Genomic DNA, 23,417 nt, shown 5'->3' on the forward strand with positions numbered 1-23,417 from the left:
TAGATACCACTATGACCCAACTTTTAGGAGAATTTGATTGTAAACTTGACGCAAAGGGCCGCCTTATGGTGCCTGCTGCGCTTAAGAAACAATTGCCTAATGCCGAGAATGATGGGCTCATAATTAACCGTGGTTTTGAGAAAAACCTGGTTATCTATCCTAAAAATGTTTGGGACGCTGTTGTGGCCGACCTTGCCAAGCTCAATATTTACGATCAGGAAAACCGTGCCTTTGTAAGGGCGTTTACGCGTGGGGCAACTGAGCTTTCGCTTGATGCTGCTGGCCGTGTATTGTTGCCGAAATCGTTGGTCGAATATGCGGGTATCGGTAGTGACCTGGTTTTGGCCTGCCAGTTAGATCGCATTGAGGTTTGGGATAAAAAATCGTACGAAGATATCTTTGATGATGTGCCGGCCAATTTTGCCAGTCTGGCTCAGAAGGTAATGGGCGGTAAGAAAGGAGGTGCAGATGGAGAATAACTATCATGTACCTGTAATGCTGCAGCCCTGTATCGATGGTTTAAACATTAAGCCTGACGGGGTTTATGTAGATGTTACTTTCGGTGGCGGTGGTCATTCGAAAGAAATTTTAAAACATCTTGGTCCGAAAGGAACCTTAATTGCTTTTGACCAGGATCCGGATGCGCAGGCTAATATTCCTTCAGATGAGCGTTTTGTTTTTATCGATCAGAATTTTGGCTTCTTAAAAAATAATCTCCGTTTAAAAGGGTTTAGGCAGGTTGATGGTATTTTGGCTGATCTGGGGGTTTCTTCGCATCAGTTTGATGTGCCGGAACGTGGTTTTTCGATCCGTCATAACGCCGATCTGGATATGCGTATGGATCAGCACCGCAATTTAACGGCTGCTGAAATCCTGAATACTTATGCTGAAGACAAGCTGCATAAAATTTTTGGGATCTATGGTGAGGTAAAAAATGCGAAGTCTTTGGCCAGGGCCATTGTTACTGCCCGCTTGGAAAAACCTTTCACGGATATCAACAGCCTGAAATCGGCTATATCGGCTTACATCCCTAAAGGAAAAGAAAATAAATACCTGGCGCAGGTTTTCCAGGCGCTTAGGATAGAGGTGAATGCGGAAATTCAGGTGCTTGAAGATTTTTTGCAGCAGGCGGCTGAGGTGTTAAAACCGGGTGGTCATTTAGTGGTAATGTCTTATCATTCGCTAGAAGACAGGCCGGTTAAAAACTTCATGGCAAAAGGGAAATTCCAGGGAGAAGTGGAGAAGGATTTTTTCGGGAACCAGCAGAAGCCATTTAATGTGATTACACGTAAAGCGATTGTTGCCACTGATGAGGAGATTGTGCAAAACAACAGGGCCCGCAGTGCGAAACTAAGAATTGCAGAAAAAATATGAACAGGTTTAGAGAAGAGATAGAAGAAGAGGAAACTGGACCTGAGCCGGAATTAAAAGCTGTGCCCAAAAAGCCGAAAACTGCTGAAGAGAAAATGGATAGTAATTCCTTCATCAGCAAGCTTTTTAATGATGGATTGGTAAGTAAGGAGGCAGCAACTGATGCGTTGCCTTATTTGTGTTTTTTGGCTTTTTTAGGAATGGTTTACATTGCCAATAGCCACTTTGCGGTAAATAATGTGCGCCGTATTGATAAGTTAAATAAAGAAGTAAAAGAATTGCGATGGGAGTATAAATCGTTAAAGGCCGACCTGATGTTTAAAAGTAAGCTGACGGAAGTAGCCAAAAAGGTTGATACCCTGGGGATAAAAGAACTGATTGAACCACCAAAAAAAATAATTGTTAAAAGCGATGAATATTAGAGCAAACATCTTGCTTCGTGTATATCTGGCATTTGGCTTAATTGTGCTTTTTGCTTTTGCGGTGTTTTTACGCCTCGGTCAGGTGCAGTTTGTACAGGGAAAAAAATGGAAAGCTATGGCAGATAGTCTTTCTACGAGATATGTGAGTGTAGAGGCAACCCGTGGGAATATTTACTCTAACGATGGCAGTTTGCTGGCTACATCGATTCCGGAATACGAATTGCGTATGGATATGTTTGCCGGCGGTATTGCCGATGATAAAGTGTTTAATGAAAAAGTGGATTCATTGGGCTATAAGCTGGCGCAGATTTTTCAGGATAAAACAGCAAAAGAATATGCCCGCTACCTGCGTAAAGGCCGTCAGGATAGTGCGCGTTATTTATTGATTCACCGCAAAGTTGGGTATGCCGATTTAAAAACGATCAGAACTTTTCCGCTTTATAATATTGGTAAATACAGTGGTGGTTTAATCGCTGTGCAGCAAAATAAACGCATTCTTCCTTTCCAGGCTTTGGCTGCCCGTACCATTGGTTATAAAAACGAAAATGTGGCCAATGGGGTGGGTTTAGAGGGTGCCTATAAAGAGTATATCAATGGTGAAACCGGAAAAAGGCTCATGCAGCGCATTGCCGGTGGTGTGTATATTCCGGTAAATGAGGAGGCTGAAGTGGCTCCAAAAGACGGGGCTGATATTATTTCGACCATTGATGTGAATATGCAGGATTTGGCGCAAAGCGCACTGGAAAAACAGTTGATCAAATCGCAGGCCGATCATGGTACAGTGATTTTAATGGAAGTTGCAACCGGTGAGATCCGTGCGGTAGCCAATTTTTCGAAGGTAGAAGAAGGTGTTTACAAAGAGAAATTTAACTATGCTATTGCAGGTAACCAGGATCCGGGTTCGACGTTCAAATTGGCTTCATATATGGCTTTATTGGAAGATAAACTGGTTGATACCAATACCATGGTTGGAACGGGTACTTATAAAATTCCTGGGCATACCATTAAGGATTCTCACGGAAGCATCGGTGTGGTTACGGTTAAAAAAGCCTTCGAACAATCATCAAATGCGGCAATTGCGTACCTGATCAATAGTAAATATGGGACAGATCCTAAAAAGTTTACAGATCATTTGTACGATTGGCATTTGAATGAAAAAATGGGACTGCAAATCCCTGGCGAAGCCACACCGGCAGTAAAGAATCCAAAAACAAATAAAAGCTGGAACAAGAACATGACTTTGCCGCAAATGGCTTATGGTTATGAAATGCAGTTAACACCATTGAAAATGTTGTCGCTTTATAATGCAGTGGCCAACAATGGTAAAATGATAGCGCCAATTTTCGTGAAAGAGATCAGGAGGCTTGGTAACCCGATTGAGCAGTTTAAAGCCAGGGTAATTAGCGAAAAAATTTGTTCTGATGTAACCTTAAGTAAAATTAAAAGTATGCTGGAGGGAGTAGTGCTGGAAGGTAGCGGTAAACAGATTGTATATAATCCTTTGTATAAAATTGCAGGTAAAACAGGTACCGCACAGGTGGCTGATGCCAATAAAGGCTATAAAGCCAAACGCCAGTACCAGGCTTCTTTTGTAGGGTATTTTCCGGCCGATAAGCCTAAATATTCGATGATTGTGGTAATTAACGATCCAAAAGGGGCTTATTACGGTGCGCTGGTTTCAGGACCGGTGTTTAGGGAGGTTGCCGATCGCATTTATGCCAGCGATATGCAGATGTACAATGATGTTCCTAACCGCTTGGTAGGGAATACCGGAACACCGCCTACAAAAGCCGGACAGAGTAAAGCGACTCAGAAAGTGTATAAAGCTTTTGGATTTAAGCCGCTTTTTGCTTCAAAATCGGAGTATTACAATATTATAGATACCAGTGCAGGAACAATTTTCCAGGAAAATAGCGAGCGTAAAGGTGTCATGCCGAACGTAACAGGGATGGGACTAAAAGATGCACTTTATCTGTTAGGAAATGCCGGATTAAAAACGAAGGTTTTGGGATCTGGAAAAGTAATCAGTCAGTCGATAGCTGCTGGTACAAAAGTGGGCAAAGGATTAGGTGTACAGATTGAATTGAATTAAGGTAAAAGGTTAAAGGTATAGGGTTAAAGGCTTAAGGTCTTAATATCTGATTCTGAATACCTGATACTAAAAAGAATAAAAAAATGCAATTACAAGATTTACTTTACGGTGTAACGATTAAAGAATTGGTTGGTAGAACCGATAGGGAAATCAATGCGCTGAATTTCGATTCACGTAAGGTAGGTAAAGGTGATGTTTTCTTTGCAATCGTTGGAACGTTGGCTGATGGGCATCAGTTTATCGATCAGACCATTGCAGATGGAGCTACCGTGATTGTTTGCGAAAACCTGCCCGAACAGCTAAACGCAGAGGTAAGCTATATTAAGGTAGAAAATACTTCGGTGGCTTTGGGTATTATGGCCGGTAATTATTTTGGCAATCCTTCTGCCAGTTTAAAATTGGTAGGTATTACCGGTACAAACGGAAAAACCACCATCGCCACCATTTTATTTAAGTTGTTTAAAGCTTTAGGTTATAAAACCGGATTATTATCAACGGTCGAAAATTATATTAACGATACGGTAGTACCAGCTACGCATACTACACCAAATCCCATTGCGCTCAACCAGCTTTTAAGGGATATGGTAAATGCCGGTTGCGATTACTGTTTTATGGAAGTGAGCTCGCATGCGGTAGCTCAGCACCGTATTGAAGGCTTAACGTTTGCGGGCGGCGTGTTCTCGAATATTACACACGACCATTTAGACTTTCATAAAACTTTCGATAGTTACCTGAAGGCTAAAAAGGCGTTTTTTGATGGTTTACCTAAATCTTCCTTTGCACTGACCAATACCGATGATAAAAACGGTATGGTGATGCTGCAGAATACCAGGGCACATAAAAAAACTTATGCGCTTAAACAACTGGCCGATTTTAAAGCTAAAATTATTGAAAACCAGTTCAGCGGCTTGCACCTGGATATTGATAACGAAGACGTTTATTTTAAGCTGGTGGGATCTTTTAATGCCTACAACTTGCTTGCTGTATACGGTACAGCTGTTCTGCTCGAACAGGATAAATTAAAGGTGTTAACCCTCTTAAGCAGTTTGTCTGGTGCTGAAGGCCGTTTTGATTATATCACTTCGCCCGATAAAATTATTGGTATTGTAGATTACGCACATACACCCGATGCGGTGCAGAATGTACTGAGTACCATTGCCAATATCCGTAAAGGTACCGAACAGGTCATTACGGTAATTGGCTGTGGTGGCGACCGTGATAAAACCAAACGTCCGGTAATGGCGCAGGTAGCCTGCGATTGGAGCGATAAAGTAATTCTGACTTCCGATAATCCGCGTACTGAAGATCCGCAAACGATTATCAACGAAATGGAAGCCGGTGTATCGCCAAGCAACAAGCGCAAAACCTTATCTATTTTAGACAGGAAAGAAGCCATTAAAACAGCCTGCCACTTGGCTCAGCCAGGAGACATTATTTTAATAGCCGGAAAAGGGCACGAAAAATACCAGGAAATAAACGGTGTTAAGAATCATTTTGATGATAAAGAAATTTTACTTGAACAATTAAACCCGATCAGCTAATGTTATATTTATTATTCGAATACCTGCATAAGCATTACGACATTCCCGGATTGAGGTTGTTTCAATACATCACCTTCCGTGCTTCAGTTTCTATCATTTTATCGCTGATCATCACTACGGTATATGGCCGGAGGCTGATCGATTTTTTGCATAAAAAACAGGTAGGGGAAACGGTAAGAAATTTAGGATTGGAAGGCCAGATGCAGAAACAGGGTACCCCAACCATGGGTGGTATCATTATTTTGCTGGGTATTTTAATCCCTACATTGCTTTTTGCCAATATTACCAATATCTATGTTATTCTGATGGTGATTACCACGATCTGGATGGGAGCAATTGGCTTTTTGGATGATTATATCAAAGTTTTCAAGAAAAATAAAGAAGGCCTGGCCGGTCGTTTCAAGGTGGTTGGTCAGGTAGGATTGGGACTCATTGTTGGTACTACAATGTATTTTCATCCCAATATCGTAGTAAGAGAAACGGTTCAGGATAATGTGAAAAATACGTCTTCTGTGCCAATGGTATTGCGCCAGAAAGGTGAAACTTTTTATTATACCCAGGATGTAAAATCGACTAAAACCAATATGCCTTTTTATAAGAACAATGAGTTCGATTATGCCAAGGTGCTGAAGTTTTTAGGCGGCGATTACCAGAAGTATGCTTTTATTATCTTTTTGGCTTTTACAGTATTTATCATCACTGCGGTTTCGAACGGAGCAAATATTACTGACGGTATTGATGGGCTTGCAACAGGTACTTCTGCCGTAATTGGCATTACCCTGGGTATTTTGGCTTATGTTTCCGGTAACACGATCATGGCTGATTACCTGAATATCATGTATATCCCTAATTCCGCAGAGCTGATGATTTTTGCCGGAGCGTTTGTTGGAGCATGTGTTGGTTTCCTCTGGTACAATTCTTACCCCGCTCAGATTTTTATGGGCGATACCGGAAGTTTGGCTATAGGAGGTATTATTGCCGCTTTTGCGCTGATGATCCGTAAAGAACTTTTGATCCCGATTTTATGTGGAATATTCCTGGTAGAACTGGTTTCGGTAATTATGCAGGTTTCTTACTTTAAGTATACCAAGAAGAAGTTTGGAGAGGGGCGCCGGATTTTCCTGATGTCGCCATTACACCACCATTACCAGAAAAAGGGCTACCACGAAGCCAAAATTGTAACACGCTTTTGGATCATTGGAATCATGCTGGCCATTATGACCATTGTAACACTTAAGCTAAGGTAGAAAGTATAAGGTTTAGGGGTAGGATTTATTACTCCGATTTAAAAAGAATAACAAGGTGCCCCGGGTATCCTGAATAATGAAAAAATTATTGAGTAGTACTTGATACTAATACTTACTACTCGATGCTAAAAAAATAAAATGAGCACAAGTAACATCACATCTAGCAATACTACGTCAGCAATGACCGGGCAGGGCCGTGTGGTTATTCTTGGCGCCGGCGAAAGCGGTGTTGGTGCTGCAAAGCTGGCACAGGCCAAAGGTTTCGAGGTATTTGTTTCCGATTATGGTGTAATTGCCGACAAGTATAAAGCTGCTCTTGAAAAACTGGGTGTGCCTTTCGAATCTGAAAAGCATAGCGAAGAATTAATTCTGAGTGCCACTGAAGTGATTAAGAGCCCTGGTATTCCGCCTACGGCTCCAATTGTTAAAAAATTGGTAGCAAAGGGTATCCCGGTGATTTCGGAAATCGAGTTTGCCAAACGCTATACCGCCGCTAAAACCATTTGCATTACCGGCTCAAACGGAAAATCGACCACAAGCCTGTTAACTTATCACATTTTAAAAAATGCTGGTTTAAATGTAGGCTTGGCTGGTAATATCGGGCAGAGTTTTGCAGCTCAGGTGGCTACCGATCAATATGATTATTATGTGCTTGAAATTTCGAGTTTCATGCTCGATGATATGTTTGAGTTTAAGGCAGACATTGCAGTTTTATTGAATATCACGCCCGATCATTTAGACCGGTACGATTATAAACTGGAGAATTATGCAGCATCAAAAATGCGCATTATCCAAAACCAGACGGCAAATGATGTTTTCATTTACTGTGCCGATGATGAGGAAAGCTTAAAAGCCATGGCCATTGCCAAACCTCTTGCCAAAACTTATCCTTTTTCGATTGTAAAACCGGTTGAAACAGGTGCTTACTTAGAAGAAACAACTATACATATCCTTACTGAACCAACTAATCAACTAACCATGTCTATTTCAGATTTAGCCTTACAGGGCAAGCACAACGTTTATAATTCTATGGCTTCTGGCATTGTAGCTAAAGTTTTAGAACTAAGAAATGAATCTATCCGCGAAAGCATGGGTAATTTCAAGAACATTGAACATCGCCTGGAGCATGTAGCTAAAATTTCTGGAATCGATTTTATCAACGATAGTAAGGCTACCAATGTAAATTCTACCTGGTATGCCCTGGAAAGTATGACCAGCGATGTTGTACTCATTATGGGCGGTGTTGATAAAGGCAACGACTACAGCATGCTTAAAGATCTGGTAAGAAGTAAGGTTAAGGCGATAGTTTGTTTAGGTAAAGACAATAAACGCATCCACGATGCTTTTGAGGAAGATGTAGAGGTAATTGTAAATACTTTTTCGGCTGATGAGGCTGCTCAAATTGCGTTTCACCTGGCTAAACGTGGCGATACGGTTTTGCTCTCGCCAGCTTGTGCAAGTTTTGATTTGTTTAAAAATTATGAAGACCGCGGTAACCAGTTTAAAGCGGCAGTTAGAGAATTATAATAGGAGGCTCAATGATGTTGCAGGCACTACTTAATAAAACCAAAGGCGACAGGTGGATCTGGTTGATCATCATCCTGCTTTCGCTTATATCAGTAATGGCAGTGTATAGCGCAACGGGAACTTTGGCATATAAAAAGGGCGAAGCAGTTGAAAAGCTTTTGTTAACCAAACACCTGATTTTTGTGTTGTTGGGTATTGGCATGATTTATATCGCCCACCTGCTCGATTACCGTTATTATGCCGGTATTTCGAAGGTGCTCATGATTGTAACCATTCCTTTGCTGTTTTATACGCTGATATTCGGAACCAACTTAAACGATGCATCGCGCTGGGTGAAAATTCCGGTAATCGGGCTGACCTTCCAAACGTCCGATTTGGCCAAGCTTGCATTGATTACATTTTTGGCGCGTATGCTCACCAAAAAACAAGAGAATATTAAAGATGTAAAAGAATCATTTATACCAATTATGGGATCGGTTTGTGTAGTGTTTGTGTTAATTGCACTGGCCAACCTCTCTACCGCATTAATGTTGTTTGGTGTAAGTATTTTGCTGTTAATTATCGGACGGATCAGTATCAAGCAGATTGCCATAGTTTGTGCAGGTGGCTTTATCCTGTTAATGTTTGTTTTCTTTTTAGGTCCAAGGAGGAAAACTTACATGTCGCGTATAAACTCGTTTATGCACCCCGAAATGCAGCATTCAGATAAAACTTTCCAGGCAGACCAGGCAAAAATTGCTTTGGCTACTGGTGGTGTTTTTGGTAAAGGACCAGGTAATAGTACACAACGCAATTTCCTGCCACACCCGTATTCGGATTTTATTTTCGCCATTATTATTGAAGAATGGGGAACTGTGGGAGGAATTGTAATCATGATACTATACCTGGTGCTTTTATACCGGTGTATTAAGATTGTCACGCGGGCACCCAAGGCCTTTGGGGCACTGCTTGCAGCAGGGCTAAGTTTCAGCCTTACCATTCAGGCTTTTGCCAATATGGCGGTAGCAGTTGGTTTAGGTCCGGTTACCGGGGTTCCGCTTCCGCTGGTTAGCATGGGAGGTACTTCCATGATTTTTACCAGTGTGGCTTTTGGCATTATTTTAAGTGTAAGCCGTGATGTGGAAGAAAATGCAAAATTGACTTCGAAAGAAGAAAAGACAAATAATAAAATCATCGTTGGAGAGATTCTGGCGATGGCTTAATGAAGGTTGAACGGTCGAAGGTGGAGGGTTGAGTGTTGGAATGCTTAGAGCGTTGAAAGGTTGAAAAATTAAACCAGGCACCAAAATACTTTATGCCTTCGTGGTAAATAAACTTAGTGCGCTTTGCGAAAACCTTGCGCGCTTTGCGGTTAAAAAAATTAATTAAACAGTAAATGAATAATTCCCCAAAAATTATCATATCAGGTGGTGGCACCGGCGGGCACATTTTTCCCGCCGTAGCCATAGCCAATGCGCTTAAACGCTTGGTCCCTTCCTGTGATATTTTATTTGTGGGCGCAACAGGCCGGATGGAAATGGAAAAGGTTCCTGCGGCCGGATATAAGATTATTGGCTTAAACATCAGCGGAATGCAACGCGGCTCGATTGTGAAAAATCTGGCACTTCCATTTAAGGTTATCGGTAGCGTAAATAAAGCGATACAGATTATTAAAGAGTTTAAGCCCGATGCCGTTGTGGGGGTAGGTGGTTACGCCTCCGGGCCTTTGTTGTATGCAGCTTCCTTAAAAGGAATCCCTTACCTCATCCAGGAACAGAATTCTTATGCCGGCGTAACCAATAAATGGTTGGGTAAAAAAGCATCCAAAATATGCGTTGCTTTTGATGGGATGGATCAGTTTTTTCCTGCAGATAGAATTTTAAAAACCGGAAACCCTGTCCGGAAGGAAGTAGTAGACATCCAGGGGAAACATTTTCAGGGTGCAGAGCTGCTAAAACTCGATCCCTTGAAAAAGACCATTATGGTTACCGGGGGTAGTTTGGGCGCCGGAACGCTGAATAAAGCAATTGAAAAACACCTGCCTGATATTATTGCGCAGGATGTGCAGGTGATCTGGCAAACAGGTAAATATTATTACCAGGGGATTGTTGAAAGGTTGGGGCTTGATTATCATCCAAACGTTCGCATCCTTGAGTTTTTAAATAAGATGGACCTGGCTTATGCTGCTGCCGATGTTATCATCAGCAGGGCAGGGGCGGGAACCATTGCTGAACTTTGTTTGATCAGAAAACCGGTTATTTTGGTGCCTTCGCCAAATGTGGCAGAAGATCACCAAACCAAAAATGCAATGGCATTGGTGAAAAACGGAGCAGCACTGTTAATTAACGACCGCTCTGCCGAAGATACTTTGGTAAAGGCAGCCCTCGAACTTTTAAATCATAAAGAACAGGGCGAAAAGCTTGCTGAAAATATAGGTAAAATGGCACTGCCCGAAGCCGACGAAATTATTGCCGGCGAGGTATTGAAATTGATTAAATAAGAGATATGAAAAAACAGATGGGAGATAGGAGAAATTAGATTTGAGATTAGGCTTTATGTCGCATTCTCAAGTCTCAAATCCCTTATCTAGCATCTCAAATCAAAAAAAATGGAATTAAGTAAAATAAACAGGGTTTTCTTTGTAGGTATCGGTGGTATCGGCATGAGTGCACTTGCCCGTTATTTTGCTAAACGCGGGCAGGTGGTTTGTGGTTATGATAAGACCAGGACCAAGCTGACCGAAAAACTGGAACAGGAAGGTATTTTAATTACCTACATAGATGAAGCTGCCTCATTGCCTTCTTCATTTTTAGAGAATGAGGACGATACCCTGGTGGTTTATACACCGGCTATAAGAAAAGACTCGAAGATTTTAAATCACTTCATGGATAAAGGTTTTAGCCTTAAAAAGCGTTCTGAGGTATTGGGCATTATCAGTAAGGGGATGTTTTGCATTGCCGTTGCCGGTACTCACGGTAAAACCACCACTTCATCAATTGTAGCGCACATTTTAAAAGATACAGGTTACGATTGTACGGCATTTTTAGGCGGCATAACCACTAATTACAATAGTAATGTCCTTTTTGGCGATAATAATGTGGTTGTGGTAGAAGCTGATGAGTATGACCGTTCTTTCCTGACCTTACATCCAGACATGGCCGTAGTAACTTCTATGGATGCCGATCACCTGGATATTTATGGTGATAAAAGCCACCTTGAAGAATCTTTCAGGTTGTTCGCCGGACAGCTGAAGGCCGAAGGGACGCTGTATGTACACGAAGGATTGCCTTTAGAAAACAGTATCAGTTATGCAGCCAGTAACACTGCGTCTGTAAAAGCGGGGAACCTGCGGGTTGAAGGTTCCAGGTTTGTATTCGATTATGCCGATGCTACGCATAACATAAAAGACATCAGCCTAATGCTGCCGGGAAAACATAATGTAGAGAATACCACTGTGGCCATTGCAATTGCCCTGGCTTTAGGTATCGATGCAGATAAGGTAAAACAGGCTGTTGCCAATTTTAAAGGGGTTAAGCGCCGTTTCGAATATATTGTAAATAATGGCAATCAGATTTATATCGATGATTATGCACATCATCCTGAAGAGCTGAAAGCCTGCTTTGATGCGGTACGGCAGTTGTATCCTGATAAAAAACTAACAGTGGTTTTTCAGCCGCACCTGTTTACCCGTACGCGGGATTTTGCAGATGAATTTGCAAAAGTTTTAAGCACTGCCGATGAATTGCTGCTGCTAGAAATTTATCCGGCAAGAGAATTGCCGCTTGAGGGTATAAATGCACAGTTTTTACTGGATAAGGTTACCCTGAGTGAAAAGAAAATATGTGGAAAAGATTTTGTGGTTCAGTACGTTAAGGACACAAAACCTGAATTAATTTTAACGGTAGGTGCCGGTGATATTGATACGATTATCGAACCTTTAAAAAATACATTAAACAATGCTTAAACGAATAAACTGGAGTGCAATTTTTACCGGCTTTGCCTGGCTGATCAGCCTGGCAGGGGTGGTTGTGCTTTTGGGGTTTATCAATGTTAAAAAGCAGACGGTTAAGTGTACCGATGTTAAAATTATCATCCCGGGTGCTGATAATTTTATTGAGCGCGAAGAAATTGACGAGATTTTAAAGCAAGATCAGGGGGTATTGCTGGGCAGAAACCTGGAGAATATCAATATCCATAAAATTGAGCAAAAACTGCAATCCAACCCTTATATCGGTTTTGCCAAAGTGTATGTAGATATGGATGGGGTGCTGCACATCGAAGTAAAACAGCGCCAGCCTATTGTACGTATTTTAAATGAAAACGGACAGGATTTTTACATCGATAATGATGGCTTAAAAATGCCTATTTCATCAAACTTTACTGCCAATGTTTTGGTTGCAACTGGTCATATTACCGAAGTTTTTGGCAGCAGGGTTGATACTTTGCATACCCAGTTAGGACGCGATCTGTATAAAACGGCGCTGTACATTAAAAAAGATACCCTTTGGGATTCGCAGATCGAACAGATTGTGGTTGATCAGAAAAACGACATCACATTAATCCCAAGGGTGGGTAACCAGCGTATTATTCTGGGGAATGCCGATTCGCTTGAAAAGAAAATGAAAAACCTGTTGCTGTTTTATAAAAAGGCAATGCCGCAGGTAGGTTGGGATACTTATAAAACCATTAATATTAAATATACCAACCAGATTGTTTGCGAGAAAAGAGATTCGACAGAGTTAGGGAAAAAATCGAAAACATTTTCGGCAGCTGATAGTTTGAGGATACAGCGTAACGTAGCGGACTCGCTGATCAGAAGTACCATCAATACCATAATGGACGACCGCCCTGAAGCCGATCAGCCGAAAGAAGCAGCCCCTAAAAAGCCCGAACCTAAAAAGGTAGAAGCCAGGAAAGAGGAATTAAAGAAACCCGAAGTAAAAAAGGTAACGCCTGCAAAAGCAGAACCAACAAAAAAAGAAGAAAAAAAACCGGCAACAACGCAGGCCAATAAACCTAAGGAAGTGAAGCCGGCAGATAAAAAAGAAAAACCGAAGCAAGCGGTAACAACACAGCCAAAGCCGGCAAAATCTGAGGCAGATTTAAAAAAGCAGCGAGAAGCGAGGGAGAAAGAAATCAAAGCCCTGGAAAAATTGTATAAAACTCAGCAAAATTAACGAATATGGACAAGGCAAAATTTACCAGTCAGTCGCCCATTGTAGTAGGATTGGATATCGGTACTACAAAAATTTGTGTTATCGTTGGTCGTAGAACACAGCACGGTAAGATAGAGATCTTAGGAATAGGCAAGGCAGAATCGGCGGGTGTAACACGTGGAGTGGTTTCTAACATTCAAAAAACCGTACAGGGCATTGCTCAAGCAGTTGAAGTAGCAAGCGGACAATCCAATGTAGAAATACAGGTGGTAAATGTGGGTATTGCTGGTCAGCACATCAAGAGCTTACAGCACAGAGGAATTTTAACCAGAAGAGAATTAAACAACGAAATCGGCAAAAAAGACATCGATAAATTAATCGATGATATGTTTAAGCTGGTAATGCCGCCGGGTGAGGAGATCATCCATGTATTACCGCAAGAATTTACCATCGATAACGAACCGGGTATCAAAGATCCGATTGGTATGGCAGGAGTACGCCTGGAAGCCAACTTCCACATCATCTCCGGTCAGGTTACCGCAGTAAAAAATATCATTAAATGTGTAAACAATGCAGGCTTGCAAACTCAGGATTTAATTCTTGAACCATTGGCTTCATCCGAATCGGTGTTGAGCGAGGAAGAAAAAGAAGCTGGAGTTGCCCTGGTTGATATTGGTGGTGGTACTACCGATATCGCTATTTTCCACGAAGGCATTATCCGCCATACGGCGGTGATCCCGTTTGGTGGTAATAGTGTTACAGAAGATATCAGGGAAGGCTGTTCGGTAATGCGCAATCAGGCTGAGTTGCTAAAAACGCGTTTCGGTTCAGCACTGGCTGAAGAAAATAAAGAAAACGAAATTATTTGTGTTCCGGGATTACGTGGCCGCGAACCGAAAGAAATTTCAGTTAAAAACCTGGCTTATGTAATTCAGGCCCGTATGGAAGAAATCATCGAGCATGTTTACTACGAGATCAAATCATCAGGTTACGAGAAAAAACTAATCGGTGGTATTGTAATTACCGGTGGTGGTGCCTTGTTAAAGCACTTATCGCAGGCGGTAGAATATGTTACCGGTTTAGATTGCCGTATTGGTTATCCTAACGAGCATTTGTCTAAATACGAAGATATGCCTAAGGCGATTTACGATGATCTGAAAAGCCCGATGTATGCTACCAGTGTTGGTTTGCTGATCAAAGGAATCCAGAAAGCAGAAGAGCTGATTGAAGAAATGAAACAACCTGGTGTTTTTGTTGAGAAACCAAAAGCGGCCAAGGAAAAAGAAAAACGCGGACCGGGTTTGTTCGATAAATTACTGGCAAAAACAAGAACTTTCATTCAGGACGACATGAATGTAAGCGATGAGGATTACCTGAAAAGCTAATTATTTTTCAACAAAGAAAGAGTTTTCCACATTCTTAACACTTGTGGAAAACGTCTGTTGAAAAAGTGTTAATATTACATGGAGTAATGAACAGAATTTAAAAATTTTTAAACAACTGATTCATAAAGATATGCAGTTCGAAATGTTAAAAGATAAGTCTTCGATCATCAAAGTAATTGGTGTTGGAGGCGGTGGCGGCAACGCGGTGAACCATATGTACCTTTCTGGTATTACTGGTGTGGATTTTATTATTTGTAATACAGATGCCCAGGCTTTGGAGTCTAGCCCTATCCCTAACAAGGTACAGTTAGGTGCTAGTTTAACCGAAGGAATGGGAGCTGGTTCTATTCCTGAGGTTGGTAAAAACTCAGCAATAGAAAATATAGATGATATTAAGGCAATGTTGGGTAATACAACCAAGATGCTTTTTATTACAGCAGGAATGGGTGGTGGTACCGGAACAGGAGCCTCTCCGATCATTGCAAAAGCGGCCAAGGAACTTGATATTTTAACTGTAGCCATCATTACTACACCATTTTCTTTCGAAGGGAAAAGACGTAAGTTGCAGGCTGATGAAGGATTGGAAGAACTGAAAAAATATGTAGATTCTTACCTGGTAATCTCTAACGATCGCCTGCGCGAAATTTTCGGAAACTTAACCCTGGGTTCTGCCTTTGGCCAGGCCGACGATATTTTAACAACTGCAGCTAAAGGAATCGCAGAGATCATTACTGTTCCGGGTTATATCAACGTCGATTTTAAAGATGTGCGTACCGTTATGAAAGATAGCGGTGTGGCCATTATGGGTAGCTTTGCTGCCGAAGGAGACGATCGTGCCTTACAGGCAGTAGAAGGAGCTTTGGCTTCTCCGTTATTAAAGGATAGCGAAATTGAAGGTGCCCGTTACATTTTGTTGAATATTAGTTCTGGTCTGCGCGAAGTAACCATGGATGAGGTTTCGATCATTACCGATTATATCCAGGAAAAGGCCGGTTTATCTGCTGATCTGATCTGGGGTAACTGTACTGACGAATCTTTAGGCGATAAACTTTCGGTAACGATTATTGCTACAGGTTTCCAAACCTCTGAAGAACGCGTAAACGAAGAAAAAAATAAAAAGAAAATATCACTTTTAACACCTGAAGAAGCTCCGCTTGTTCGCCCGGTTGAACCGGTAAACTCTTTTATTAAGCCTAAAGCAGCGCCATCTTATGAGCCTGTTTTAAAAGCCAAAGAAGAGGTTTCACAGGCAGATCTTTTTGGTGGTATGTTCAATAAATCTGAACCTCAGAAAGTTCAGGAGCCTGAAAATAATGTGGTCCGTCATACATTAATGGAGGAAGAGCCTCAGGTAGAAGAAGCGAAGGAAACCGGATTTGAGTTCGAAGTAAAATTAGCTGAAACTAATTTTGTATTCGAAACACCGGTTGCACAAGCGCAGCCAATGCCAGAGCCTGAGCCACAAATCGAAATGCCTGTTGTAGGTTTAGACGACAATAAAAGTGACGAATCGATGGAGGAGCAATTAAAAAAATCTAAAGAACGTATCTTACGTTTAAAAGATTTGAGCATGAAATTGCGTACCACAAACGGTTTACAGGAATTGGAAAACGAGCCTGCTTACAAACGTAAGCAAATGCAGTTGCAACAAGTTCAGCATTCATCCGAATCGCAGGTAAGTAGATTTACGTTAAGCAACGATCAGGATGGTGGTACCGAGATCAGGCCGAACAATTCTTTCTTACACGATAATGTTGATTAAAACAGACTAAAACCTTTTTAAAGCCCCGGTGTAACGCCGGGGCTTTTTTGGCATAAAATTAGCGTGCTAAAAGGCTAAGTTAAAAGCTAAAATAGTTAAGCAGGTTGATTTTAAGACGAATAAAGCTTAAATTCGCAAAATTTTATAATAAAAAACAGATAATACATTGGATATATTTGATAAAATAGCAAAACACATGGGCCCGATTGGTCAACACCAAAAATGGTCTCATGGGTATTTCTCATTTCCAAAATTAGAGGGAGAAATTGCACCGCACATGCAATTTAAAGGAAAAGAGCACTTGGTTTGGAGTTTAAACAACTATTTAGGCTTAGCCAATCATCCGGAGGTTAGAAAAGCTGACGAAGAAGCTGCAGCGCAATATGGTATGGCTTACCCGATGGGTGCCCGTATGATGAGTGGTAACTCTAAATACCATGAGCAACTGGAGCAGGAGCTTGCTGCCTTTGTGGGTAAACCCGATGCATTTTTATTAAATTACGGCTATCAGGGTATGGTATCGATTATCGATACACTGGTTGACCGTAACGATGTAATTGTTTACGATGCAGAATCTCATGCATGTATTATTGATGGTCTGCGTCTGCACATGGGTAAACGTTTTGTATATAAACACAACGATATCGAAAGTGCACGTAAACAACTGGAACGTGCCACAAAATTGACGCAGGAATCAGGCGGTGGTATTTTATTGATTACCGAAGGTGTTTTCGGAATGAGCGGTGCGCAGGGTAAATTAAAAGAACTTGTTGACCTTAAGAAAGAATTCGAATTCAGGATTTTGGTTGATGATGCACATGGTTTTGGTACCATGGGTAAAACAGGTGCAGGAACCCACGAAGCACAGGACTGTATAGACGGTATTGATGTTTATTTTGGTACATTCGCTAAATCAATGGCCGGTATCGGTGCTTTCGTAGCTTCAACAGAAGAGATTACCAATTTCTTAAGGTACAACATGCGCTCGCAAACATTTGCCAAAGCTTTGCCTATGCCAATGGTAATCGGTTTGTTAAAACGTTTGGAGCTGTTGAAAAGCCGTCCTGAATTAAAAGAAAAACTTTGGGAAATTGCCATGACCTTACAGAAAGGTTTACGCGAACGCGGTTTCGATTTAGGCGTTACCGATTCGGTAGTTACACCGGTTTTCTTAAAAGGAGAACTTTCTGATGCCACGGCACTAACTTTCGATCTTCGTGAAAACTATGGTATCTTTTGTTCTATAGTGGTATATCCTGTAATTCCGAAAGGGATGATCGAATTAAGGTTGATTCCAACTGCAGTGCATACTTTAGAAGATGTGCAACGTACTTTGGATGCTTTTAGTGAAGTAGCCGAAAAATTAGAAAACGGATATTACAAAGAGAATCTTTTTGCTACTGTTTAAGATCAATTAGCATATTACAAAGCCCTTTAAACCCGTTTAAAGGGCTTTTTGTTGAGATTATTTTTATAAAAAGCTATATTTCAGCCACTTGATGTGTTTTTTTAGTCGCTAATATGTTTATAAAAGCATATGATGTGGAAAAAAACGGTATAGAAGGCCGTTTTTTATTGTTCTAAAAATTTTTTTATTTCATCAAACCCTTTAAATTAGAGTAGATAATTAAAACTAAAACCTTAAAGAACCATAGGAGTAATTAAAAATGAAAAAATTTGAAGAAGTAAAAAGTTTAGTGGCAGCTTTAGAAGCTGATGTAGACAAATTTTATAACAAAGGTAACAGCGCAGCTGGAACCCGTATACGTAAAGGTATGCAGGATTTGAAAAATTTAGCTCAGGCCATCCGTTTAGAAGTTCAGGAAACTAAAAATAAAGCATAAGCGACCAAAATATTGATGAAGAACCTCAGGATATATCCTGGGGTTTTTTTATGTACCGTAATTTTTTCGTTATTTATTAATAAACGTTGTTTTTACTGTAAAATATATAAGACAAATTGAACTTCATTGTATAAGTTTTCTTAGCTTTCTTTTTATTTGCCATCTCTAATCTATAAGATTTAAATACAAAGCAGAAATATTGATTTAAAGATATTACAAGCTTGGTGTTAAGGCAAAGGGTGCTAATCATTTCATATAAAGTGATCAATATTTAACAGTATAAGGTGTCGGAACATTTGCAATACAATAAAGCAGAAAGTAAGGATGTGGAGTATTTGCTACAGGTACTCAGTAAGGTACATAAGGTAGATGCTAAATTGAAAGAAGAATTTGAGAAGCATCTTTTAAGGCTCAGGATTAAAAAAGACCAGGTACTGTTTAACGAGAATGAAGTATGCGAATACATTTACTTCATTGTTAAAGGTGCCCTAATGGGCTGTACCACTCATAATAAACGAAAAATAACTACCTACATTTCAGTTGAAAATGACTTTGTAAGTTCCATATCCGGCCTTCACGGATCGGGATATTCTCAGGAATATGTAGTGGCTGTAGAAGATACAGATCTGCTGGCTATACACAATAATGAACTCAACCGTCTTTTTACTTACCATTTCGGGCTCAATTATATCTTCAGGGCCATTTTAGAAAAATATTATAAAGATGCACAGCAAAGGGCCCATATTATACGTGTTGGCAATGCAAAGGAGCGGTATCTGTATTTTGCTAAAACCAACCCGGGCTATTTAGACCGCTTGCCCTTAAACCTGGTCGCTTCATTGTTAAATGTTAAAGCATCAACCCTGTTGTCCATCAAGAGAAGCTTTCTGGGGCTTACAGACCGCCGCAAAGAGTTAGAAGAATGGGGCCAAAAATTAGAAGTGCATATCCATAAAAATCAATCATTCAGGCATAAGGATATCAGGCTCCAATCCCTTGCCAAAGAAATTGGTTTGAGCAGCCATAAGCTCTCCATTGTTTTAAACAGTTATTTTCAAAACTCCTTTATCGATTATATCAACCATTACCGTGTAAACTGGATCAAGGAAAGTATCCGGAATCCCGATATTATACAGAATTTCACCCTAGAGGCATTGGCCTATAGTGCAGGATTTTCTTCCCGGAGTGCTTTTTACAACGCTTTTAAAAAGCGGGTGGGCATGAGCCCCCTCGAATATTCAAAAAAATTAAATCAATAAGGGCTTATTAACGTTCCTGTTACAAAAATACATTTTAATGGTCCGTTTTATTGTGTTCTTGTGTTGTTTTATAATACAGGACAAACTTGTTTCTGTATGATGTGCTAGATGATGCGTGTTTGGCTAATTTAGTATAACAAAACATTAATCTTAAAGGTAATCTTGGCCAAATTAATTTAGACTATGATGGAAATGATGCGTTCAACAGATTGGGACGAAGTTAAAACTATCTATCAGGAAGGAATCGCTACAGGAACCGCAAGTTTCAGAACACCAGAAATGTTATGGAAAGATTGGGACTCATCACATCTTAAGAGCTGCAGGTTTGTAGCCCGCCGCGGTAAAGAAATTGTTGGTTGGTGTGCACTTTTGCCGGTAATAGCCAATTATGATGTTGGCGGCGTTGCAGAAATTGAAGTGTTCGTTAAACAGGGCTACAAGGGGCAGGGGATTGGCTCTTCCCTGTTAAATGCTTTGATTACTGAAAGTGAGAAGAAAGGAATTTGGATGCTCCAGGCAGGAATTTTCCTTCAGAACTCAGCTTCATTAAAAATTTATGAAAAAGCCGGCTTCAGGGTAGTGGGGTACCGGGAAAAAATAGGTAAAGCAAAAGGTGTTTGGCAGGATAACCTGTTACTGGAAAGAAGAAATAAATTAATTGCCTGATAAGATAAAAAGAGCTTCGAATATCGTTTGATGCTCTTTTTTTGCCCACAGCTCTCGTTGTTAATGCTAAGCCAATTAAAACAAAAAAAACAGACTGCTCTCTTTTGCATTTTGCAGCAAAATCAAACAGTCTGTTCCGAAACGTTATGGTTGATGGCTATTTAAGCCACTACACTTAATTTATCTATTTCTGCAATAATTGATTGTTCCAATGCCGAAGAAGCTTTAACCAGCGGCAACCTTACCGTATCGCCACAAACACCTAAATGTTTTAATGCGGCTTTTATCCCTGCCGGATTACCCTCGGCAAAAGCCAAACGGGTAAACTCGATTAAGCCTAAATGAGCAGGTAAGGCTGCCTTATAATCGCCGGCTAAACAAAGTTTCACCATATCTGAAAACTGCTTAGGTAAAGCGTTTCCGATTACTGAAATAATACCTGCAGCACCTAAAGCGATCATAGGCAAAGTAACCGGATCATCTCCTGAAATTAAAAGAAAATCTGCAGGTTTATCCCTCATGATCTGGTTAAACTGATCGAAACTTCCCGATGCTTCTTTAGTAGCAATGATGTTCTTAAAATCATGAGCCAATCTGCAGGTCGTTTCTGCGCTCATGTTGCTTCCGGTACGGCCCGGTACATTGTATAAAATCAAATCCAAAGGAGAAATTTCAGCCAAATACTTATAATGCTGGTAAATTCCTTCCTGGGTAGGTTTGTTGTAATAAGGACTAACGGATAAAATTGCGCTGTACCCGGCAGCATCGAAAGATTTAATCTCTTCAGCTATAGCGATCGTATTATTGCCGCCAATGCCCGCAACCAATGGTAATCTATTGTTATTAATTTCAGCAGTATAGGCCCACACCTTCTTCTTCTCGTCCTTGGTCATTGTAGCGGTTTCGCCGGTTGTACCTAAAGAAACGAGGTAATCTATCCCTCCGTCTACCAAATGATTAATCAGGTTTTTTAAGCCGTTATAATCAACTGATCCATCTGTGTTGAAAGGTGTAACCAATGCTACACCAGTACCCTGAAATTTGTTCATTTTAATTTATAATTATTCAATTTTGAAAGAGGGATTGAATGCTTAAACGTTTAATCAATTATACATTCAATCACTCGCTCATTTATTTTATCATTTCTAAAAGCTCTGCATCGCTGATGATCGGAACATTAAGCTTATTCGCTTTTTCCAGTTTCGATGGCCCCATATTGTCGCCTGCTACCAGGTAATTCAATTTGCCCGAAATGCCGCTCAACATCTTTCCTCCGTTAGCTTCAATCATGTCTTTTAGCTCATCGCGACTAAAGTTTTCAAAAACGCCCGAAATTACGAATGTTTTTCCAATAAGTCTATCACTGGCCAGCGCAATTACTTTTTCTTCAATTTCAAACCGTAATCCTGCTAATTTTAATAATTCTATCTGTTTTAAGTGCTCAGATTTTCCAAAATACTCAACAATACTTTCCGCAATGCGCTGCCCGATCTCATCAATGGCGATTAATTCCTCTACCGTAGCCTTAGTAAGATTGTCGATATTTTTTACCCCTGCAGCGGTTTTTTTGGCCACGGTTTCGCCAACATAACGGATGCCCAGCCCAAACAGCACTTTTTCGAAAGGCATTTCTTTCGATTTTTCAATTCCGGCAAGCATGTTTTCGATCGAGCGTTCTCCAAAACGGTCTAAGGTTTTGAGCTGATCCGATTTTTGGTATAGCGTATACAAATCGCTGATGTGTCTTACAAGGCCATGTTTGTAAAAGGTCTCGATGGTTTCGTCGCCAAGTCCGTCAATATTCATCGCCTTGCGCGAAATAAAATGTTGGATTTTACCTACAATCTGCGGCGGACAACCTTCGTCGTTAGGGCAATAGTGTACCGCTTCACCCTCTTTTCTGATCAGTTCAGTTCCGCATTCCGGGCAATGATGCGGGTAGTGTACTTTGTTCGATTCCGGTAACCGTTTCTCCAGGTTTACCTTAATGATTTTAGGGATAATTTCACCCCCTTTTTCAACATAAACAGTATCACCTTCATGTAAATCTAAACGATCTATCTCGTTTGCGTTATGTAAGGTAGCACGCTTAACGGTAGTACCGGCCAATAAAACGGGTTTTAAATTGGCAACCGGTGTTACGGCCCCGGTTCTGCCTACCTGGTAGGTTACTTTTTCCAGAACGGTTTGTACCTCCGCTGCTTTATACTTATAGGAAATAGCCCAACGTGGCGATTTGGATGTAAAACCCAATTCCTGTTGTTGTGCATAATTATTTACTTTAATTACAATACCATCAATGTCGTAACTCAGTTTAAAACGTTCGCTTTCCCAGTAATGGATAAATTCGAGTACGGCATCTATGCCCGAAACCAGTTTGGTATGCTCGCAAACATGGAATCCCCACTCTTTTACCGCATTTAAGCTGTCCCAATGGGTTTTAAATTCATTTTTATCGGTATACAGAAAGTAGATAAACCCATCCAAGGGCCTTTTGGCCACTTCTTTACTGTCCTGCATTTTTATGGTGCCCGATGCAAAGTTGCGGGGATTTGCATAGGGGATTTCGCCAAGTTCCTCACGGGCTGCATTTAATCGTAAAAAAGCCGCTTTATGCATAAAAATTTCGCCACGGATTTCGAAATGCTCCGGTGCAATAGCCGATCTGATCTGGTGTGGGATGGTATGAATGGTTTTTACATTATTGGTCACATCATCCCCTTTAGTGCCATCACCACGGGTAACAGCACGCAAAAGTTTACCGTTTTCGTAGGTAAGACTAATGGATAATCCATCAAATTTCAGTTCGCAAACATATTCGAAATTATCGCCAATGGCTTTACGGATACGTTCGTCAAAATCGCGGAGGTCCTGTTCACTATAAGTATTCCCCAACGATAGCATGGGGTATTTGTGGTTTACCGTAATAAAATTTTTAGTGATATCGCCACCAACCCGTTGCGTAGGCGAATTCGGATCGGCCAAATCAGGATGTGCTTTTTCGAGTTCGGCGAGGTGCTTTAATTTTTTATCAAACTCATAATCGCCAATGGTAGGCATGGCCAGCACATAATAATTGTAATTATGCTGGTTTAATTCGGCCACCAGGGCATCCATTTCTTGTTTTATTGCAGTTAGCGACATAAGACAAATATAGAAAAAGGAG

Annotated in this window: 19 protein-coding genes; 17 read left to right on the forward strand and 2 right to left on the reverse strand. The window is 40.8% G+C overall.

Annotated elements, in window-relative coordinates; all coding sequences use genetic code 11:
* The first annotated feature begins 11 nt into the window (after positions 1 to 11).
* The 17 genes from mraZ (at position 12) to GGQ60_RS08775 (ending at position 20,251) form a co-directional block, all read left to right on the forward strand.
* On the forward strand, positions 12 to 479 hold the full coding sequence (gene mraZ, locus GGQ60_RS08695; RefSeq protein ID WP_183762472.1) for a division/cell wall cluster transcriptional repressor MraZ: 468 nt from the start codon (positions 12 to 14) through the stop codon (positions 477 to 479).
* Complete coding sequence (gene rsmH, locus GGQ60_RS08700; RefSeq protein ID WP_183762475.1) at positions 469 to 1,374, forward strand: 16S rRNA (cytosine(1402)-N(4))-methyltransferase RsmH; 906 nt, start codon at positions 469 to 471, stop codon at positions 1,372 to 1,374. The genes mraZ and rsmH overlap by 11 nt, the downstream gene beginning before the upstream one ends.
* Entirely contained in the window at positions 1,371 to 1,793 is a 423-nt protein-coding gene (locus tag GGQ60_RS08705) for an FtsL-like putative cell division protein (RefSeq protein ID WP_183762476.1), read from the forward strand. Before rsmH ends, GGQ60_RS08705 begins: the two co-directional genes overlap by 4 nt.
* Entirely contained in the window at positions 1,783 to 3,885 is a 2,103-nt protein-coding gene (locus GGQ60_RS08710) for a PASTA domain-containing penicillin-binding protein (RefSeq protein ID WP_183762477.1), read from the forward strand. The genes GGQ60_RS08705 and GGQ60_RS08710 overlap by 11 nt, the downstream gene beginning before the upstream one ends.
* Positions 3,886 to 3,968: 83 nt before the next feature.
* Positions 3,969 to 5,426 (forward strand): UDP-N-acetylmuramoyl-L-alanyl-D-glutamate--2,6-diaminopimelate ligase, encoded by a 1,458-nt coding sequence (locus tag GGQ60_RS08715; RefSeq protein ID WP_183762480.1) that lies wholly within the window; start codon positions 3,969 to 3,971, stop codon positions 5,424 to 5,426.
* The gene (mraY, locus tag GGQ60_RS08720) at positions 5,426 to 6,673 is read left to right on the forward strand and encodes a phospho-N-acetylmuramoyl-pentapeptide-transferase (RefSeq protein ID WP_183762482.1); all 1,248 of its coding nucleotides are present in this window, start codon (positions 5,426 to 5,428) and stop codon (positions 6,671 to 6,673) included. Before GGQ60_RS08715 ends, mraY begins: the two co-directional genes overlap by 1 nt.
* A gap of 138 nt (positions 6,674 to 6,811) precedes the next feature.
* Positions 6,812 to 8,200 carry a UDP-N-acetylmuramoyl-L-alanine--D-glutamate ligase gene (gene murD / locus GGQ60_RS08725; RefSeq protein ID WP_229685037.1) on the forward strand — a complete coding sequence of 463 codons (1,389 nt, stop codon included), beginning with the start codon at positions 6,812 to 6,814 and terminating at the stop codon, positions 8,198 to 8,200.
* A 14-nt stretch (positions 8,201 to 8,214) separates the two neighbouring features.
* The gene (locus GGQ60_RS08730; protein WP_183764717.1) at positions 8,215 to 9,402 is read left to right on the forward strand and encodes an FtsW/RodA/SpoVE family cell cycle protein; all 1,188 of its coding nucleotides are present in this window, start codon (positions 8,215 to 8,217) and stop codon (positions 9,400 to 9,402) included.
* Between the two features lie 173 nt (positions 9,403 to 9,575).
* Entirely contained in the window at positions 9,576 to 10,679 is a 1,104-nt protein-coding gene (murG, locus tag GGQ60_RS08735; protein WP_183762484.1) for an undecaprenyldiphospho-muramoylpentapeptide beta-N-acetylglucosaminyltransferase, read from the forward strand.
* A gap of 108 nt (positions 10,680 to 10,787) precedes the next feature.
* Positions 10,788 to 12,143 (forward strand): UDP-N-acetylmuramate--L-alanine ligase, encoded by a 1,356-nt coding sequence (gene murC / locus GGQ60_RS08740; protein ID WP_183762486.1) that lies wholly within the window; start codon positions 10,788 to 10,790, stop codon positions 12,141 to 12,143.
* On the forward strand, positions 12,136 to 13,356 hold the full coding sequence (locus GGQ60_RS08745; protein WP_183762488.1) for a cell division protein FtsQ/DivIB: 1,221 nt from the start codon (positions 12,136 to 12,138) through the stop codon (positions 13,354 to 13,356). Before murC ends, GGQ60_RS08745 begins: the two co-directional genes overlap by 8 nt.
* A gap of 5 nt (positions 13,357 to 13,361) precedes the next feature.
* Positions 13,362 to 14,720 (forward strand): cell division protein FtsA, encoded by a 1,359-nt coding sequence (gene ftsA, locus GGQ60_RS08750; RefSeq protein ID WP_183762490.1) that lies wholly within the window; start codon positions 13,362 to 13,364, stop codon positions 14,718 to 14,720.
* Positions 14,721 to 14,850: 130 nt separating this feature from the next.
* Positions 14,851 to 16,482 carry a cell division protein FtsZ gene (gene ftsZ, locus GGQ60_RS08755; RefSeq protein ID WP_183762492.1) on the forward strand — a complete coding sequence of 544 codons (1,632 nt, stop codon included), beginning with the start codon at positions 14,851 to 14,853 and terminating at the stop codon, positions 16,480 to 16,482.
* 166 nt (positions 16,483 to 16,648) lie between these two features.
* Positions 16,649 to 17,890, forward strand: coding sequence for an aminotransferase class I/II-fold pyridoxal phosphate-dependent enzyme (locus GGQ60_RS08760; RefSeq protein WP_183762495.1), 1,242 nt, complete (start codon positions 16,649 to 16,651; stop codon positions 17,888 to 17,890).
* Positions 17,891 to 18,149: 259 nt separating this feature from the next.
* Entirely contained in the window at positions 18,150 to 18,326 is a 177-nt protein-coding gene (locus tag GGQ60_RS08765; protein ID WP_183762498.1) for a BF3379 family histone-like protein, read from the forward strand.
* A 284-nt stretch (positions 18,327 to 18,610) separates the two neighbouring features.
* A complete protein-coding gene (locus GGQ60_RS08770) occupies positions 18,611 to 19,585 on the forward strand; it encodes a helix-turn-helix domain-containing protein (protein ID WP_183762501.1) in 975 nt (324 codons plus the stop codon).
* 192 nt (positions 19,586 to 19,777) lie between these two features.
* Positions 19,778 to 20,251: a GNAT family N-acetyltransferase gene (locus GGQ60_RS08775; protein ID WP_229685036.1), complete on the forward strand. Its 474-nt coding sequence runs from the start codon at positions 19,778 to 19,780 to the stop codon at positions 20,249 to 20,251.
* Between the two features lie 161 nt (positions 20,252 to 20,412).
* Here the strand turns inward: GGQ60_RS08775 and dapA are convergent, their stop codons facing one another.
* Positions 20,413 to 21,300, reverse strand: coding sequence for a 4-hydroxy-tetrahydrodipicolinate synthase (dapA, locus tag GGQ60_RS08780; RefSeq protein WP_183762504.1), 888 nt, complete (start codon positions 21,298 to 21,300; stop codon positions 20,413 to 20,415).
* 82 nt (positions 21,301 to 21,382) lie between these two features.
* Entirely contained in the window at positions 21,383 to 23,395 is a 2,013-nt protein-coding gene (ligA, locus tag GGQ60_RS08785) for an NAD-dependent DNA ligase LigA (protein ID WP_183762508.1), read from the reverse strand.
* Positions 23,396 to 23,417 lie beyond the last annotated feature (22 nt).

This window comes from Pedobacter zeae (genome assembly GCF_014196715.1).
Taxonomy (GTDB): Bacteria; Bacteroidota; Bacteroidia; order Sphingobacteriales; family Sphingobacteriaceae; genus Pedobacter; species Pedobacter zeae.

Bases quoted from the DNA above. Each gene is read 5' to 3' on its own strand.
- GGQ60_RS08710 (WP_183762477.1), top strand. From the start codon at position 1,783: ATGAATATTAGAGCAAACATCTTGCTTCGTGTATATCTGGCATTTGGC.
- GGQ60_RS08775 (WP_229685036.1), top strand. From the start codon at position 19,778: ATGATGCGTTCAACAGATTGGGACGAAGTTAAAACTATCTATCAGGAA.
- rsmH (WP_183762475.1), top strand. From the start codon at position 469: ATGGAGAATAACTATCATGTACCTGTAATGCTGCAGCCCTGTATCGAT.
- ligA (WP_183762508.1), bottom strand. From the start codon at position 23,395: ATGTCGCTAACTGCAATAAAACAAGAAATGGATGCCCTGGTGGCCGAA.
- murD (WP_229685037.1), top strand. From the start codon at position 6,812: ATGAGCACAAGTAACATCACATCTAGCAATACTACGTCAGCAATGACC.
- ftsA (WP_183762490.1), top strand. From the start codon at position 13,362: ATGGACAAGGCAAAATTTACCAGTCAGTCGCCCATTGTAGTAGGATTG.
- mraY (WP_183762482.1), top strand. From the start codon at position 5,426: ATGTTATATTTATTATTCGAATACCTGCATAAGCATTACGACATTCCC.
- GGQ60_RS08705 (WP_183762476.1), top strand. From the start codon at position 1,371: ATGAACAGGTTTAGAGAAGAGATAGAAGAAGAGGAAACTGGACCTGAG.
- mraZ (WP_183762472.1), top strand. From the start codon at position 12: ATGACCCAACTTTTAGGAGAATTTGATTGTAAACTTGACGCAAAGGGC.
- GGQ60_RS08745 (WP_183762488.1), top strand. From the start codon at position 12,136: ATGCTTAAACGAATAAACTGGAGTGCAATTTTTACCGGCTTTGCCTGG.
- GGQ60_RS08730 (WP_183764717.1), top strand. From the start codon at position 8,215: ATGTTGCAGGCACTACTTAATAAAACCAAAGGCGACAGGTGGATCTGG.
- ftsZ (WP_183762492.1), top strand. From the start codon at position 14,851: ATGCAGTTCGAAATGTTAAAAGATAAGTCTTCGATCATCAAAGTAATT.
- GGQ60_RS08715 (WP_183762480.1), top strand. From the start codon at position 3,969: ATGCAATTACAAGATTTACTTTACGGTGTAACGATTAAAGAATTGGTT.
- dapA (WP_183762504.1), bottom strand. From the start codon at position 21,300: ATGAACAAATTTCAGGGTACTGGTGTAGCATTGGTTACACCTTTCAAC.
- murC (WP_183762486.1), top strand. From the start codon at position 10,788: ATGGAATTAAGTAAAATAAACAGGGTTTTCTTTGTAGGTATCGGTGGT.
- GGQ60_RS08765 (WP_183762498.1), top strand. From the start codon at position 18,150: ATGAAAAAATTTGAAGAAGTAAAAAGTTTAGTGGCAGCTTTAGAAGCT.
- murG (WP_183762484.1), top strand. From the start codon at position 9,576: ATGAATAATTCCCCAAAAATTATCATATCAGGTGGTGGCACCGGCGGG.